Raw genomic sequence first — 17,864 nt, forward strand, 5'->3', positions numbered from 1 at the left:
TTGGTTTTTTTGCTTTTATCTTGTAAATAATTTTCAAAGATGTTAATATTTACATATAACTATCTGAATTTACAAAATTCAGTTTAATTAGAAATAATTATCAAAATAATAGGAGGGTTTTTATGAAAATTGCTAACAAAAAAGTTTTAAGTCTATTTTTATCCCTAGCTTTAATCATGGGAATATTTTTAGGCACAATGCCTCAAGTCTCTTTTGCACAATCAGGAGATAATCAAGTGGAAACACTTACTATTTTACACGTAAATGATGTACATGGTAGATACCTCTACCAAGATGCAGAGCAAAGAGAGCCATCAATAGGACATGCTAGATTAAAGTCTAAAGTAGATTCTCTAAGAGAAGAGGGAAATGTACTATTATTAGATGCAGGAGATGTAGTCCATGGAACCGTAGATGTAACTCTTAGTGAAGGTGAGGCGATGATAAAGCTAATGAATTTAGTAGGTTTTGATGCCCTAGTCCCTGGGAATCATGACTTTAACTATGGATATGAAAGATTATTGGAGTTAAAAGATATGGCTGATTTCCCTATAGTTGCAGCTAATGTAGTTAAAGAAGCTGATGGATCATCTGATTTTGAGCCATATATTATAAAAGAATTTGACGGATTTCAAGTAGGAGTATTTGGTATTTCAACAGAGGAGACAAAAGTAAAGTCAAATCCTAAAAACACTGAAGGAATAGAGTTCAAAGACTATATAGAGACATCTAAAGAGATGGTAAAAGAATTAAAGTCAAAAGAAGTAGATGTAGTAGTTGGACTGATGCATATAGGTATAGATAAAGAATCAGATATTACTGCTATAGATATAGCTGAAAATGTAGAAGGTATAGATATTATAATAGATGGACACAGTCATACTAAATTGCCAGAGGGTAAATTAGTAGGAGATACACTAATAGCACAATCAGGTTCCTATTTGGCAAATATAGGTATGGTTGAATTAGAGATTGAAGATGGTAAAGTAGAAAATAAGAAAGCTTCTCTATTTACAGTAGAAGAAGCTGCAGATTTAGTGCCAAATAAAGATATAGAAGGGGAAATACAAAAGATATCAGAAGTTAATGAAGATATAAAGGGAGAAGTTATAGGAAAAACTAAAGTTGATTTAGTAGGAGAAAGAGAAGTTGTAAGAGCTGGTGAATCTACACTTGGAAATCTTGTAACAGATGCTATGCTAAGAGCTTCAGATGCAGATATTGCACTTACAAATGGTGGAGGAATAAGAGCTTCAATCGAAGCTGGAGATATTACTTTAGGAAATGTAATGAATTCCTTCCCATTTACTAATTTCTTATCAGTGATAGAAGTTACAGGAGATGAAATACTAAAAGCATTAGAACATGGTGTAGATACTTATCCAGGTACTGCAGGGAAATTTCCTCATGTAGCAGGTATGAAATGTGAATTCAATCCCTCAAAGCCAGCAGGAGATAGAATATCGAAGGTACTAGTAGGAGATGAATATATAAAATCAGATAAAAAATACAAATTAGTAACAAATGATTTTGTAGCTGTAGGTGGAGATGGATATACTGTGTTTGAAGGAAAGAAGATAATAGCTGAAGGTGCACTATTATCAGATGTATTAGTAGAATATCTTAAGGCAGAAGGAGAAGTTGAGCCAAAATTAGAAGGTAGAATAGTGGCATTAGAATTAGAAGAAGAAGTAAAAGAAGAAGAAGTAAAAGAAGAAGAAGTAAAAGAAGAAGAGGTGAAAGAGGAAATTAAAGAAGAAGTAAAAACTCAAGTAAAAAAATACACGGTGGTAGAGGGGGATTGGCTTTCAAAGATTGCTATAAAATTCAATACTACATGGAGAAAATTAGCAGAATTTAATAATATTAAAAATCCTAATCTAATCTTCCCAGGTCAAGAGATATTAATTCCTTAATAAAATAATTAAACTTATATAAAAGCATCTGTATTCTATTTGGATATAGATGCTTTTTAGTATATATAAATATTGTTGACAAAAATTAAAAAGAATGATAAATTGTATATACACCCCCCTGGGGAGGGGGAATATAAGGAGTGGTAAAATGTCAATTAAAAAGATAGATTTAGAAGTAGTAGGTATGACCTGTGCTTCTTGCTCGGCTAGAGTAGAGAAATCTCTAAATAAAAAAGAAGGGGTCAATAGTGCTATAGTAAATTTATTAGGGGAAAAGGCTACTATAGAATATGATAGTTACAAGCTAAGTCCAAAGGATTTAGTGGAAGTAATAGAAAAGACTGGCTATGAAGTACCTTTAGTTACCAGAACTTTATTAATAGAGGGTATGACCTGTAGTGCTTGTTCTAGTAGAGTTGAAAAGGTACTAAATAAATTAGAAGGGGTAGAAAGGGCAGGTGTAAATCTTTCTACAAATAAGGCTACAGTAAGATATAAATCTGGTATGATAGAAGAGAAAGAATTATTAGATGCAGTAGAAAAAGCAGGATATAAGGCAGAAATAGAAATAGAAAGAGATTTAGATAAGGAAAAAGAGAGAAGAGAAAAAGAAATAAAATCTCTAAAAACCTCATTTATAATTTCAGCAATCTTAAGTATACCATTGTTTACAGCTATGTTTTTTCATATGGCAGGGATAGATACTATCTTAACCAATGGCTGGTTCCAATTAGCTTTGGCAACTCCTGTACAATTTATAATAGGATATAGATTTTACAGTGGAGCTTATAAATCTCTAAGAGGTGGAGGGGCAAATATGGATGTACTAGTTTCCATGGGAACATCTGCAGCCTACTTCTATAGTGTCTATAATCTTTTTGCAGGAGTTCATGAATATTATTTTGAGGCTTCAGCAGTTATTATTACCTTGATTTTATTAGGTAAAACTTTTGAGGCTGTGGCAAAGGGAAAGACTTCAGAAGCCATAAAGAAACTTATGGGTCTGCAACCTAAGACCGCTAGAGTGATAAGAGATGGAGAAGAAGTTGATTTACCATTAGAAGAATTAGAAATAGGGGATATAGTAGTTGTACGACCAGGTGAAAAAGTACCTGTTGATGGGATTATAATAGAAGGAAGTTCTTCATTAGATGAGTCAATGATAACAGGTGAAAGTATACCAGTAGATAAAACTGTAGATGATAAAGTAATAGGTGCAACTATAAACAAATTTGGAAGTTTTAAATTTAAGGCTACCAATATAGGTAAAGACACCGTATTATCTCAAATTATAAAATTAGTAGAAGATGCTCAAGGGTCTAAAGCACCAGTACAAAGATTAGCAGATAAAATTTCAGGGATATTTGTACCTGTAGTAGTAGCCATAGCCTTAATTACATTTATAGGATTCTATCTATATACAAAAGATTTTAGTGTAGGTTTAATAAATGCGGTAGCTGTATTAGTTATAGCTTGTCCTTGTGCTCTAGGTCTTGCAACTCCTACAGCAATCATGGTAGGTACAGGAAAAGGAGCAGAAAATGGAATTTTAATTAAATCAGGAGAACATCTAGAAAGAGCTCATGAGATGGATGCCATAATTTTTGACAAGACAGGGACTATTACAAAGGGGGAACCAGAGGTTACAGATATATTATCTTTTAATGGCTTAAAAGAAGAAGAAATATTAAAAATAAGTGCATCTGTGGAAAAAACATCTGAACATCCTCTAGGTCAATCTATAGTAAAGAAAGCAGAAGAAGATATGTTGATGATAAAAGAACCTGAGACTTTTATGGCGGTTCCTGGAAAAGGACTTCAAGCTACATTAGAAGGGCAAAAAGTTTTAATAGGGAATAGAAAACTTATGAGAGAAAATAGTATAGAAATTGAAAATAAAGAAGATAATCTAAAGAAACTAGAAGGAGAAGGTAAAACTGCCATGCTTCTAGCTATAGATGGTAGATTGGAAGGGATAATTGCAGTTGCAGATCAAATCAAAGAGACATCTTTAGCTGCCATAAAAGAACTTCAAGCTATGGGACTTCAGGTCTACATGATAACAGGAGATAATGAAATAACAGCAAAAGCCATAGCAAAGCAAGTTGGTATAGATAATGTATTGGCAGATGTACTTCCAGAAAACAAGGCGCAAAATGTTAAAAGACTAAAGAGTGAAGGAAAGCATGTAGGTATGGTAGGAGATGGAATAAATGATGCTCCAGCTTTAGCTGAAGCTAATGTAGGATTTGCCATAGGTACAGGCACAGATGTGGCCATGGAGGCGGCAGATATAACTCTTATGAGTGGAAATCTACAAGGTGTAGTTACAGCTGTAAGATTAAGCCATAGGACTATGAAAACTATAAAACAAAATTTATTCTGGGCCTTTTTTTACAATGCAATAGGGATACCCTTTGCAGCTTTAGGATTTTTAAATCCTATGGTAGCAGGAGCAGCAATGGCATTTAGTTCTGTATCAGTAGTTACAAATTCATTGAGACTTAAAAATTTTAAGGGCTAAGTGTGTTGATAAATTATAAAAAACGATTCTCAGGCTCAAAATTTAAGAAGTATAATCACACATAAAAATAAGTAGTAGAAAAAGAAAGGATGAAAAAAATGAAAAAAATATTAATAGTAGAAGGTATGGCATGTGGTCATTGTGAAAAGGCAGTGAAGAATGCTTTAGGACAAATAGAAGGAGTTAGCAGTGTTGAAGTAAATTTAAGCTCTAAAACTGTAGAAGTTAATGGAGAAAACCTTGTAGATGAAATATTAAAAGAAGCAATAGAAGATGCAGGATATGATGTAGTAAAAATAGACTAGAAATTGGTGATAGTATGAATGAAGGAAAAATGAAGGCAGCTAGTAAATTAAAAACTGCCAAGGGACAAATAGATGGCATTATAAAAATGATAGAAAATGACAGATATTGTATAGATGTGTCTACTCAAATTCTATCTGCCATAGGATTATTAAAAAAGGCAAATATAGATGTATTAAATAGCCATATTAGATCTTGTGTAACTACTGCTATTTTAGAAGGAGAAGAAGAAGGAGAAGAAAAAATAGAAGAGATAGTCAACATAATTGATAGATATATTAAGTAAGATAAAACCCTCTAAGTTTGGAGGGTTTTGTCTTATTTAAGGGAAAAATGTATGTTGAAATTTAGAAAAAATTAATATAATATATAGCTTATGTGATTCAATATTATGTATACAAACTAAGATTAAAATTCGGGTGGAGTTTTCAAAGCCATCGGATAAAATATATTTATATAATTATAAATACTACAAGAGAGGAGAAAAGATGTTAGATAGGATAAACAATTTAAAAAAAAATCTAAATGAAGTTTTAGAAGGAGGAAAGTTAGTAGACAAAAAGACTTTAAAATTAAGCCAAGAGTTAGATATGCTTATTTTAAATTATTATAAAAATTTATATTCTAAAAATGCATCTTAAATTGTTTTAGTATAATGGAAAATATAGAGAAGGATCCTTAATTTAAAGAAATAGGAGATATAAAGAGATGGAACAAAATTGCTAGATTTACAAATTTCTTAAAGTTAAAACAGACTAACTCTACGAATTTTCTTTTCTTTTATTATATGGGGAAATATATTTATCTGCAGTTTAAAGCGACTTAGGTTGCTTTTTTTTATTGATAATATAGAAGAAAAGTTGTATAATAATATTAAAGTCAAAGAAGGTCAAACTATTTTGCTCTTAAAATAGTAAGAGGAGATGAGTCTATGGAATACAAAGATTATTATAAAATACTAGGAGTAGAAAAATCAGCAAGTCAAGATGAAATCAAAAAGGCGTATAGAAAACTAGCAAAAAAATATCATCCAGATTTAAATCCTAATGATGAAAAATCTCAAGAAAAATTTAAAGAAGTAAATGAAGCATATGAAGTTTTAGGAGATAAGGAAAAGAGAAATAAATATGATACATTTGGAAGTAGCTATGATTTCTCTGGTGGTCAAAACTTTGATCCGTCTCAATATGGATTTGGGGGAGGTCATACTTATACCTATACATCTTCAGATCCAGGTGGATTTAGTGACTTCTTCAATATGTTTTTTGGAGGAGGAGGAGCCCAGACTAAAAGCCAGGGTTTTAATATAAATGATTTATTTGGAGGAGGGAAATCCTCTAGAAGTAGAACTTCTCAAGGTGCAAGACAGAGCTATGATTCCCAATTGAGTATTAGCTTAGAAGAAGCTTATAAGGGAGTCACTAAAGAAATGAGTTTAAACTTTGGTGGAGAGACAAAAAATATAAGTATAAAGATTCCTAAGGGAATATTACCTGGGAAAAAATTAAAAGCAAAGGGTGAAAAATGGGGTATCCCTGGAGATATTTTATTTAAAATAAATATAATAGAAGAAGATAAAATTACTTTAGAGGGATTAGATATTATAAAGACTTTAGATATATTACCATTTGAAGCTGCCTTAGGATCAAAAGTTGTAGTAGACACTTTTGAAGGTAAGATAAAAATTACTATACCAAAGGCAATAGATAGTGGTAAAAAAATAAAAATACCTAAAAAAGGTTATAGAGATATGAAGGGCAATATAGGAGATTTATATGTAAAAATAAATATAGTGAATCCCCCAACACTTACAAGAGAAGAAGAAAAATTGTATGAAAAGTTGAAAAAAGTGTCAAAATATAATCCAAGAGATTAAAGGAGGAAAAGTTTATGGATTTAAATAAATTTACTCAAAAAAGTATAGAAGCTATACAGAATTCTCAAAATATAGCAATGGAATATGGAAATCCTGAGTTAAAAGAAATCCATATTCATAGTGCTCTAGTAGGTCAGGAAGATGGATTAATCCCAAGAATTATTTCTTATATGGGAGAAAACTTAGATTTAATAAAAGCAGATATAAAAACACAGATAGAAAAACTTCCTAAGCAATCAGGAGGATCCATTTATCCAAGTAGAATTTATACTGATATTTTAAACAATTCACAAAAGGAAGCTTTAAAATTCAAAGATGAGTATATAGGAGTAGAGCATATATATATTAGTCTGCTAAAGCAAAGGAATACTATATCAGAAAAAATTCTCACCAAATATAATATAAATTTACAAAGATTTTTAGAAGCTTTAAAAGAGATTAGAGGTAATCAAAATATAACCTCTGACAATCCAGAAGGAACTTATGAAGCTTTAACAAGATTTGGTAGAAACTTAGTAGAAGAAGCTAAGAAGGGAAAAGTGGACCCTGTAATAGGTAGAGATGATGAGATAAGAAATACTATTAGAATATTATCTAGAAGAACCAAAAATAATCCTGTATTAATAGGAGAGCCTGGAGTAGGTAAAACTGCCATAGTAGAAGGATTAGCTCAAAGAATAGTAAATGGTGATGTACCAGAAGGTCTTAAAGGCAAGACTATTTTCTCACTAGATATAGGCTCATTGATTGCTGGAGCTAAGTATAGAGGAGAATTTGAAGAAAGACTAAAGGCTGTATTATCTGAAATTGAGAAATCAGAAGGTAAAATCATTATGTTTATAGATGAGATTCACAATATAGTAGGGGCAGGTAAAACAGAGGGTGCTATGGATGCATCAAATCTATTAAAGCCAATGCTTGCAAGGGGTGAATTGCAAACTATAGGTGCTACTACCCTAGATGAATATAGAAAATATATAGAAAAAGATGGGGCACTAGAGAGAAGACTTCAAAAAGTAATGGTAACACAGCCATCAGTTGAAGATACTATTTCTATTTTAAGAGGCTTAAAAGAAAAATATGAAATTCATCACGGTATAAGAATTTCAGATGGAGCAGTTATAGCCTCAGCTGTATTATCAGATAGATATATAACTGATAGATTTCTTCCAGATAAAGCCATTGACTTAATGGATGAAGCCTCTGCTATGATTAGAACAGAAATAGACAGTATGCCTGTAGAATTAGATGAAACAAAGAGAAAGGTTTTACAGCTTGAAATAGAAAGAGAAGCTTTAAAAAAGGAAACTGATGATGCATCAAAAGAAAGGCTTGAAAAACTAGAAAAAGAGCTTTCTGAGTTAAAAGAAAAATTTAATTTACTACAAGCTCGTTGGGAAGATGAAAAGAAGAGTATTTATAGAGTAAAAGCTATAAAAGAAGAACTAGATCAAGTTAAGACAAAGATAGAACAGGCTGAAAGAAATTATGATCTTGAAACACTTTCGCAGCTGAAGTATGGAAAATTAGTAGAATTAGAAAATAGATTAAAAGAGGCAAATAAAAAGAATTTAGAAGAAGAGAAGATGTTAAAAGAAGAAGTCACTAGAGAAGAAATAGCAGATGTAGTTGCAAAGTGGACAGGAATTCCTGTGACTAAACTAGTAGAAACAGAGAGAGAAAAGCTGTTAAATCTAGGAGATATACTTCACAAAAGAGTAATAGGTCAAGATGAAGCAGTAGATTCAGTTGTAGATGCTGTTATCAGAGCACGTGCAGGAATGAAAGCTGAAAATAGACCTGTTGGTAGCTTTATATTTTTAGGACCTACAGGAGTTGGTAAAACAGAGCTATCCAAGGCACTAACACAAAACTTATTTGATGATGAAAGAAATATTATAAGAATTGATATGAGTGAATATATGGAAAAACATTCAGTATCTAGGCTGGTAGGAGCACCTCCAGGATATGTGGGATATGATGAGGGAGGTCAATTAACAGAGGCAGTTAGAAGAAAGCCTTATTCTGTAGTTTTATTTGATGAAATAGAAAAGGCTCATTCTGATGTATTTAATATATTACTACAGGTGCTAGATGATGGAAGACTTACAGACAATCAAGGTAGGACTGTAGACTTTAAAAATACTGTAATAATTATGACTTCAAATATAGGTTCCAATTATTTACTAGAAGGGATCAAACCAGATGGAACTATAGATTCTATAGCCAAAGATAAAGTAATGGAAGAAATGAGAAGGAGATTTAAACCAGAGTTTTTAAATCGTATAGACGAAATAGTTATGTTTAAGCCTCTACAAAGAGGAGAGATATTTAAGATAATAGACTTACAGATAAGTGAAATTCAAAATAGATTAAAAGATAGGCAGATAAAAATAGACCTGACAAAAGATGCTAAAGAATTAATCTTAAATAGATCCTATTCTAGTCATTATGGAGCAAGACCAGTTAAAAGATTTTTACAAAAAGAATTGGAAACTAAAATGGGTAGGCTGATAATAGCTGGTGAATTAAAGGACAAGGACATTATTAAGATAGATGTAAATAATGGAAAGTTTGATTTTCAGATAATATAGTAAAAGAGCTTTAGTCATATGACTAAAGCTCTTTTTTATGTAGCTGTACACCCAGAGTCGACATACTACTCCAAGCGTTACCCAAGCAGTTAGCTCGAAGCAGGCTTCCCTACGGCACACGAAAAATTTCACTTATCGCTGCTTCCTTCCGGACCTGACGAGGTTCATGAGTTTTCGTTGCGCAGGACCCACTTGTCAATACCACTTACTTGGGGCAGACCTTACAATAGATATTACTAGTCTGGGACTTCAACCCTGCTATAGCGGATTGCAGGTTATAGGGTGCCGCTAACTCCCCATCTAGTACAGCAAAAATTTCTAATGGCGGAGAGAGAGGGATTCGAACCCTCGAAACACTCACATGTTTACCCGCTTTCCAGGCGAGCGCCTTCAGCCAGCTCAGCCATCTCTCCAAGTTACCCACAGATTAATATTATAAACTAAAATAGAGTATATGTCAAATATAAACACAATCTAATTATTCCAAAAATGGGTGAAAAAACCTATTATTTAATGATAATAAATAGATTAGATATTTGAAAGTTTAGTTTATGGGTATAATATGAAATAAAGAATTATATATTTATAATGTAATTAAAAATTTTTCCAAGAGAGGTGTTAATTATGGCTAATGATAATAAAGAATTAGCTGGCAAAATTTTAGAACTTGTAGGTGGCAAAGAAAACATAATTTCTGCAACTAACTGCATGACAAGACTAAGACTTACCTTGAGAGATTTTTCAAAGGTAGAAATGGAAAAACTTAAAAATGTAGAAGGTGTACTTGGAGTTACAGGGGAGGACAATCTTCAAGTTGTAATAGGGCCTGGACGAGCTAAAAAAATAGCTGATATATTTATTCAAGATTTTAATGTAAAATCAGAAGCAGACTCAGTAGTTACAGAAGATTGGCAGGCAAATAAGCAAGATGTAAAATCTGGTCAAAAGAAAGGACCATTAAAGAGGGGACTTGAAACTATAGCTGGAATATTTATTCCACTTATTCCTGCAATTATAGCAGCAGGTATATTTAATGGATTTGCGTCACTTATTTCAACACTTCAAAATAATGGAAATCTTCCTACAACAGATACTTGGAATATTATACAATTGATATTTGCCCTAATAGGTGGTAGTTTCTTAGGATATTTTGCAATATACACAGGTATAAATGCGGCTAAAAAATTTGGAGCAACAGAAGCATTAGGTGGTATGGTGGGAGCACTTTCAATAGGGGCTCAAATAAATACTATATCCCAGACACTAGGGCTATTCAATGAAGCTGTCCCTTTAAACTCTATCCTAATCACAGGAAAGGGAGGAATTATAGGGGTTATATTTGGTGTCTATGTACTTTCTAAAATTGAAAAATCTGTTAGAAAGAGAGTTCCAGATGTATTAGACTTAATAGTTACACCTTTAATAACACTATTAATAGTTGCAGTTCTAATGGTACTTGTAATAATGCCTGCATCAGGATTTGTATCTGATATAATAGTTAGGGGTTTGAGCGTTATAATTAATTCTGAAAATACAATAGTGAGTATAATATCAGGATATATACTTGCAGCAGTATTCTTACCAATGGTGCTTTTAGGTCTTCATCACGGACTTATACCAATATATGCAATACAACTTGAAGCTATGGGGGGAGTATCCTTGTTCCCAGTGCTTGCTATGGCAGGTGCAGGGCAAGTAGGTGCTGCAATAGCAATATATTTAAAGGCAAAAAAAGTTAACAATACTAGAATGCAATCAGTTATAGCAGGTGCACTACCAGCAGGGATACTTGGTATAGGGGAACCTTTAATCTATGGAGTTACTCTTCCTCTTGGTAAACCATTTATAACTGCAGGACTTGGAGCAGGATTTGGTGGAGCATATGTAATGGCAACACATGTACTTGCAAATGCTTGGGGTCCATCAGGACTTGTAGCTCTACCTCTTATGCAGCCAGATTCAATTTTAAACTACTTCTTGGGTATAATAATTTCTTATATAGGTGGATTTTTAATCACTAATTTCTTTATAAAGAGTGAAACAATAGAAAATGTTTAATCCTTTAGGATTTTCTGTTTATCTATCCTCCTTTGAAGACCAAAAGGAGATGTTAAAAAAATTTAGTGGAAGTGGAAACTATATTTTCACTTCCTTCCATATCCAAGAGGAATTTCATAGTTTAAAAGATTATACAAGTCGAGCAGAGGAAATGTGTAAATGGTTAAAGTCTAGAGAATTTAAAATAATAGGAGATATATCTAAGAAAACATTAGAATTCTTTCAAATTGATTCCATATTAGAGTTTGCAAAACATATGGACATAGATGTACTTCGAATAGACTATGGATTTAGTGAAAAAGAGATATTAGATATAGCTAGAGAATATCCCATATCTTTTAATCCATCTACAGAAGATGAAATCATAGCAAAGAAAATACTTGAAACTGGAACTAAATTATTTGGGCTACACAATTTTTATCCAAGACCAGAGACAGGTCTAGATGTGGACCAATTTAGAGGGATAAATAATCGATTAAAAGATTTAGATATAGAATTATTGGCATTTATACCAGGAGATGAGAAAAAGAGAAGACCCATATTTGAAGGACTTCCTACATTAGAAAGTCATAGAAATATCCCTCCATATATATCATTTTTAGATTTAAAGATAAATCATCATATGGACGGTATATTTGTAGGGGATATAGAACTTTCAAATATACAAATAGATTTAATTTTAAATTATATAAAAGATGATATTATTTCAATACCTATAAAATTCTTAGAAGGCTTTGAATATTTATATGGAGAAGTTTTTACAATTAGAATAGACTCTCCAAAAAACTTATTAAGACTTCAAGAATCTAGGGAATATGCAACAAAAGGTGAAATCATTAAACCCTTTAATACAGTGGAAAGACCTATAGGTTCAATTACAATGGACAATGAAGGATATAAAAGATATTCTGGAGAAATACAGATTTTGAATAAAAATTTAAAACAAGATGATAGAGTAAATGTAATAGGACATGTAGATCAAGAATATTTAGGGATAATGGACTGTATAAAAAATGGACAAAAAATAAGATTTATAGGTGCATAGTAATTATTTAAAGTTTAATAAATTATTTAAAAAGTTAAAGAAAAGGGGATAGTCCAATGAGCAATCATTGGACTATTTGATGATTAATGAATAAAAATATTTATCTTTGTACTCTACCTGAAGTATCACCTTGTAATAAGTTTTCAACTTCAGATATTGTTACCATATTAAAATCTCCATGGATTGTGTGTTTTAAAGCAGATGCTGCAACACCAAATTCTAATGCATCCTTAAAGTTTTTACCTTCTAATAATCCATAGATTACACCTGAGGCGAAGGAATCTCCACCACCAACTCTGTCTACAATTCTTACATCATATTTTCTAGAGTGATAAAATTCATTTCCATCATAAGCACATGCAGACCAACCGTTGTCAGATGCTGAATATGATTCTCTTAGAGAACTAATTACATATTTGAATCCAAATTTATCTTTCATTTGTTTAAATATACTTTCATAACCTGATAATTCCAATTCACCAGAAGTAACATCTGTTTTACCTGGTTTAAATCCAAGAGTTAAGTGAGCATCCTCTTCATTTCCAATACATACATCTACATATTCCATTAATTTTGTCATTATTTTTTGGGCTTGTTCAGGTGTCCATAGATTTTTTCTATAGTTTAAGTCTACTGAAGCGGTTACACCGTGTCTTTTAGCAGCTTTTAATGCTTCTTCTGTTAATAAAGCAGATTTTTGACTTAATGCAGGAGTAATGCCTGAGAAGTGGAACCATTTAGCATCTTTAAAGATTTCATCAAAATCAAAATCATCTATATCTGCTTCAGAAATTGAAGAATGAGCCCTATCGTAAATAACTTTGGAAGGTCTCATGGATGCACCAGATTCTAGGTAATAAATACCTACTCTATCTCCACCTCTTGCAACATAATCTGTATTAACTCCGAATCTTCTTAAGTGATTGATAGCAGCTTGCCCAATCTCATGCTTAGGAAGTTTGGATACAAAATGTCCTTCATATCCATAGTTAGTTAAGGATACTGCAACATTAGCTTCCCCACCACCATATACCACATCAAAAGAATCGGATTGTACAAATCTTTCAAATCTAGGAGTAGAAAGTCTTAACATTATTTCTCCTAAAGTAACAACTTTTCCCTTCTTCATATAATATACCTCCATTAAATTATATTATTGATTTCTAGCTTCTTTTACTTTTTTAACGAATTTTTTAGCCGCATTAGTCATATCTTGGCTAGAGCCTTTAGTTAAGCTTCCACCTACACCTACAGCTACGCAGCCATTTTTAATCCAGTCATCCACATTATCAATACTAACTCCACCAGTTGGCATTAGTTGCGCTTGTGGTAATGGGCCCTTAATTGTCTTAATAAAGGATGGACCAAAAGCACTACCAGGAAATACTTTAATAATATCTGCTCCAGATTCCATAGCCGTAATCATTTCAGTAATAGTCATACATCCAGGCATGTATGGAATTTGATATCTATTACATAGTTTTGCAGTTTCTAAGTCAAATCCAGGACTAACTATGTATTTAGCACCTGCTAATATGGCAACTCTAGCAGTTTCACTATCTAAAACTGTACCTGCACCAACTAACAAATTATCGCCAAATTCTTCTGTTAAATCTTCAATAACCCTATGTGCTCCTGGTACTGTAAAAGTAATTTCTATGGAATCTATCCCACCATCCATACAAGCTAAGGCTATTTTTTTAGCAGTTTTAGTATTTTCTGCTCTTACAACTGCAACAACTCCAACTTTTTCAATTCGTTTAAGAATTTTATATTTTCTCATATTAAAAGCCTCCTCCCCTAAAATAGTTTCGAACAATGAAACATTAAACTGCATTATGAAACAATGTAATTTAATTATAGTCAAATAAGAAAACAATTGCAAGGATAATTTTAAAAAATTTATCAGATAAATAATATTGGTTTGTGCTATAATCAAATAAATAGTAGAATAATAGAAAGGAGTTAGAAAGATGATTGATGTAGTACAGTCAGTAGATAGGACTTTATCTATATTAGAATTAATATCTAATTACAATGAAGGATTAGGTATTACAGAAATAAGTGAAAAAGTAGATCTTCACAAGAGCACTGTTCATAGATTACTGGGGACCTTAATATATAAGGGGTTTGTAGAGCAAGATGAAATAACTAATAAATACAAGATAACCTTGAAGCTTTATGAACTAGGTTCAAAACGAATCGAGAATTTAGATATATTTAAAATTTCAAAACCATATACTGAGAAATTGATGGAAGAATTAAATGAAGTTGTTCATTTAGTTATAAGAGATGGAAATGATATAGTATATATAGATAAAGTGGAAGCTGATAATACTATACGAATGGCCTCCACTATAGGTAGAAGGTCGCCACTATATTGTACTTCGGTAGGTAAAGCTATACTAGCTTTTCTTGATGAAAAGGAAGTGGAAGAAGTATGGGAGAATAGTGATATTAAAAAATTAACCCATAATACAATTACCGACCTTTTAACGTTTAAGAAAGAGCTCAGTAAAGTTAAAGAACAAGGTTATGCAGAAGACGATGAAGAAAATGAACTTGGAGTTAGATGTATCGGGGCACCTGTCTTTAACTATAAGGGTGAGGTAGAGGGGGCTATAAGTATTTCAGGACCTACCATAAGAGTGACAAAAGATAAAGTAGAGATAATTGCTTTAAAGGTAAAAAAATATGCAGGTTTGATATCAAAAGAGCTTGGTTACAGGGGATAATTAGGATATTACAATAAATAGATTTGTTTATCGCAGGGTATTAATCTAAGAAAAAGATTAATACCCTGTTTTTTATTAGAATTAAAGTTTTATATATAGTACTGTAATTAATAGAAATGCTATAGTTTATTAAAAGTAAATTTTAAAAATAATTAAAGTTATAATTTAGAACCAAAGTTTTAGCTATATTATAGTGTTTAAAATTAACTTATTATTATTTAAAAAGATAATAACAAAAAATTCAAAATATCCTTGCAATTGTTTTCCTTATCAATTATAATGAAATAAATAGGTCCGCAATATGAATAGGGGTTCCGAGATATGAAACAAAATAGATTTTAGAATTCGTAGTAAATTAATTTATGATTAATTAGAGGAGAAATATTATGAAAATAAATAAATTTAACTTTCTATATTTTATTGGGATATTTCCATTATTCTTTATTATGAATATATTGCTACTTATGACATTTTATAATAAAAGTATAATTTTTTATATTATTGTCTTAAGTTTTTTTATTATTAGTTATTGGTTTATAAAAAAGCTTATTATGCTACCTAGAAATATAAGTAGCTATACAAACTATGAAAAAATTGATTGGAAACTGCCTGAAAATATTGACATACCAATATATTCATCTGCTGATTTTGATAAATATGATTTGATTGTAAGGACTATTGAGATAGTTTCACCATTGTTTTTGAATAGAGAAAATCAAATTAAATTATTTGTCAGTGAAAAATTATTAAAGGAAAAAAGCCATACTTTTAATAGTATAGCTATAACTAGAGAAATAATTAAATTTAAGACTTTTGTTCAAGTAAAATCGATATTACTTCTCATAGTTCCTATAATGGTATTAATAGATGGATTCTTGCTAATAAAAGTTATGAATGTCAAATTTGAGCAAATTTTAAATCCTTTTATTTATAATTTTGGTATACCATCTATAACTTTAATTATATTCTTAGTACATATATATTACTGGAACATTTTTGTACAAAGAGAGGAAAAACTTGTAGACAAAAAACTGTTAAAATATCATTCCGTTGAGGACGTGATTTCATATATTGAGCAAATGGAAATTATTGAAGGGAGGAATGAAAAAGATAAATATAAAGAGTTTAATAAAAATTATGTTACTCAACGAATTAGTAATCTAAAATCAGTAAAATAAAGGGGGAGAAAATATGACAATGCATTGGCTTGACTACGTAATGGTAATTATATTTTTCGTGGTAATGCTATTTATAGGCTTTAAATCTAAGACATCCGTTAAAAGTTCGGAAGATTTTTTTGTGGCTGGTGGTAAAGTACCTTGGTGGCTATCAGGAATTTCCCATCATGTGTCAGGGTATTCGGGAGTTGTTTTTGTTGGATATGCTGGTATTGCATATACTCATGGAATTTCTATTTATTTTTGGTGGGCAGTGAATATAGCTATAGCTATGTCTCTAGGAGCAGTTATTATAGCACCAAGATGGCCTAGATTAAGAAGAACTCTAGGAATTCAATCTCCAACTGAGTACTTACAAATGAGATATAATACATCAACTCAAGTTATTGTTGCGATATCTGGTGTTATTGTAAAATTACTTGATGTAGGTGCAAAATGGGCATCTATGGGAATATTGCTTTATGGATTTACCGGGATACCTATTTGGGTTGGAATTATTATTTCGAGTGTAGTTTCATTAATATATATTGCAATTGGTGGGTTAATTGCCGATTTGTGGACAGACTTTGCTCAGTTTGTCGTCCAAATTATTGCAGGATTAGTACTATTCTTTGGTGTTACTTCAAAATTAGGTAATTATGGTCATACGATATTTTCAGCATTGAAGGTGCTACCAGCCTCAAATCTTGAAATTCTTAATTCGGGTAGAGGGCAAGGATCAGTTTCATGGACATTGTTGTATTTTTTTGTGATTTTCTTTAGTTACAATGGAGGGACTTGGAATTTGGCTGCAAGATTTATATCCACTTCCGATGATAAAGAAGCTAAGAAATCAGCATTTTTATCAAGTATTCTTTATTTAATTTGGCCAATAATCTTATTTTATCCTATGTGGGTAGGCCCTATTATATTTCCAGGAATGGATCAAATACAAGCGGAAGCAACATTGTATTCAAGCTTAACTAATGAGTTTCTCCCGGTGGGATTAATAGGGCTTGTTTTAGCTTCAATGTTTGCTAATACTTTGTCTATGTGTACATCAGATGCAAATACTATAGCTGCTGTATTAACAAGAGATATAATACCGAAATTAAAACCTGAATTTCATAATTTAGATGAGAAAAAATCTTTGTATTATGCAAGATTAACAACAATAATATTTACTTCATTAACAATATTAGTAGCATTATTTAGAGATCAACTTGGAGGTGTAACGGGATTGATTTTATCCTGGTTTGCTGCTTTATTAGGACCTACTGCAATCCCATTATTATTAGGGTTACTTCCACAATTTAAATATGCAGATGGTAAAGCAGCTATAATATCAATGTTGGGAGGATTTTCGGTATTTGTTCTTACAAAACTAGGATTAAACCTTGAAGCTGATATAGCATTAATTGCTCCTTTAGCAACTTCATTTATTTTATTTGCAGGTACAACTCTTTTAAATAAATATGTTTTTGGATACAAAGTACCAGATGAGATTGAAAAGCTAATGGTAGATTTAGGAGACGAAAATTTAAATAAATCTATATAACTTATACTAATTTAAATTTATGATAAATTTACTCTATGTAGGGATAGATTTTTAATATAATATTAAATGTTAGAGTTTGAATATTAAAGAAAGAGTAA

General features: G+C 31.4%; 14 protein-coding genes, 1 tRNA gene and 1 other RNA gene. 12 read left to right on the forward strand and 4 right to left on the reverse strand.

The annotated features are described in order from the left end of the window. The first annotated feature begins 122 nt into the window (after positions 1–122). The 7 genes from AC4PG3_RS01685 (at position 123) to clpB (ending at position 9,213) form a co-directional block, all read left to right on the forward strand. Entirely contained in the window at positions 123–1,916 is a 1,794-nt protein-coding gene (locus AC4PG3_RS01685) for a 5'-nucleotidase C-terminal domain-containing protein (protein ID WP_492197353.1), read from the forward strand. Positions 1,917–2,064: 148 nt separating this feature from the next. Beyond that, positions 2,065–4,440, forward strand: a complete 2,376-nt coding sequence (locus AC4PG3_RS01690) for a heavy metal translocating P-type ATPase (protein ID WP_492197354.1) — start codon at positions 2,065–2,067, stop codon at positions 4,438–4,440. A gap of 98 nt (positions 4,441–4,538) precedes the next feature. Beyond that, positions 4,539–4,745, forward strand: coding sequence for a cation transporter (locus tag AC4PG3_RS01695; RefSeq protein WP_492197355.1), 207 nt, complete (start codon positions 4,539–4,541; stop codon positions 4,743–4,745). Between the two features lie 14 nt (positions 4,746–4,759). Continuing rightward, on the forward strand, positions 4,760–5,029 hold the full coding sequence (locus AC4PG3_RS01700) for a metal-sensing transcriptional repressor (protein WP_492197356.1): 270 nt from the start codon (positions 4,760–4,762) through the stop codon (positions 5,027–5,029). 202 nt (positions 5,030–5,231) lie between these two features. Continuing rightward, positions 5,232–5,384, forward strand: coding sequence for an aspartyl-phosphate phosphatase Spo0E family protein (locus AC4PG3_RS01705; RefSeq protein WP_492197357.1), 153 nt, complete (start codon positions 5,232–5,234; stop codon positions 5,382–5,384). A 290-nt stretch (positions 5,385–5,674) separates the two neighbouring features. Beyond that, positions 5,675–6,619, forward strand: a complete 945-nt coding sequence (locus AC4PG3_RS01710; protein ID WP_492197358.1) for a DnaJ C-terminal domain-containing protein — start codon at positions 5,675–5,677, stop codon at positions 6,617–6,619. A 14-nt stretch (positions 6,620–6,633) separates the two neighbouring features. Beyond that, positions 6,634–9,213, forward strand: coding sequence for an ATP-dependent chaperone ClpB (gene clpB, locus AC4PG3_RS01715; protein WP_492197359.1), 2,580 nt, complete (start codon positions 6,634–6,636; stop codon positions 9,211–9,213). Between the two features lie 43 nt (positions 9,214–9,256). Here the strand turns inward: clpB and ffs are convergent. Then, positions 9,257–9,522: signal recognition particle sRNA large type (gene ffs, locus AC4PG3_RS01720), an RNA gene on the reverse strand. A gap of 13 nt (positions 9,523–9,535) precedes the next feature. Continuing rightward, positions 9,536–9,626 (reverse strand) — tRNA-Ser (locus tag AC4PG3_RS01725). A 211-nt stretch (positions 9,627–9,837) separates the two neighbouring features. On the opposite strand from AC4PG3_RS01725, the gene AC4PG3_RS01730 reads away from it, so the two are divergent. Further along, positions 9,838–11,271: a PTS transporter subunit EIIC gene (locus AC4PG3_RS01730; RefSeq protein ID WP_492197360.1), complete on the forward strand. Its 1,434-nt coding sequence runs from the start codon at positions 9,838–9,840 to the stop codon at positions 11,269–11,271. Further along, a complete protein-coding gene (locus tag AC4PG3_RS01735; protein ID WP_492197361.1) occupies positions 11,264–12,316 on the forward strand; it encodes a MupG family TIM beta-alpha barrel fold protein in 1,053 nt (350 codons plus the stop codon). The genes AC4PG3_RS01730 and AC4PG3_RS01735 overlap by 8 nt, the downstream gene beginning before the upstream one ends. A gap of 100 nt (positions 12,317–12,416) precedes the next feature. Here the strand turns inward: AC4PG3_RS01735 and AC4PG3_RS01740 are convergent, their stop codons facing one another. Both AC4PG3_RS01740 and AC4PG3_RS01745 read right to left on the reverse strand, forming a co-directional pair. Then, the gene (locus tag AC4PG3_RS01740) at positions 12,417–13,445 is read right to left on the reverse strand and encodes a PfkB family carbohydrate kinase (RefSeq protein WP_492197362.1); all 1,029 of its coding nucleotides are present in this window, start codon (positions 13,443–13,445) and stop codon (positions 12,417–12,419) included. Between the two features lie 24 nt (positions 13,446–13,469). Beyond that, positions 13,470–14,099, reverse strand: a complete 630-nt coding sequence (locus tag AC4PG3_RS01745) for a bifunctional 2-keto-4-hydroxyglutarate aldolase/2-keto-3-deoxy-6-phosphogluconate aldolase (RefSeq protein WP_492197363.1) — start codon at positions 14,097–14,099, stop codon at positions 13,470–13,472. 190 nt (positions 14,100–14,289) lie between these two features. On the opposite strand from AC4PG3_RS01745, the gene AC4PG3_RS01750 reads away from it, so the two are divergent. From AC4PG3_RS01750 to AC4PG3_RS01760, 3 genes are all read left to right on the forward strand, one after another. Then, a complete protein-coding gene (locus AC4PG3_RS01750; protein WP_492197364.1) occupies positions 14,290–15,051 on the forward strand; it encodes an IclR family transcriptional regulator in 762 nt (253 codons plus the stop codon). 386 nt (positions 15,052–15,437) lie between these two features. After that, on the forward strand, positions 15,438–16,229 hold the full coding sequence (locus AC4PG3_RS01755; RefSeq protein ID WP_492197365.1) for a hypothetical protein: 792 nt from the start codon (positions 15,438–15,440) through the stop codon (positions 16,227–16,229). 13 nt (positions 16,230–16,242) lie between these two features. After that, on the forward strand, positions 16,243–17,766 hold the full coding sequence (locus tag AC4PG3_RS01760) for a sodium:solute symporter family protein (protein ID WP_492197366.1): 1,524 nt from the start codon (positions 16,243–16,245) through the stop codon (positions 17,764–17,766). Positions 17,767–17,864 lie beyond the last annotated feature (98 nt).

The sequence above is a fragment of the Tissierella sp. QWL-11 genome, assembly GCF_058683765.1.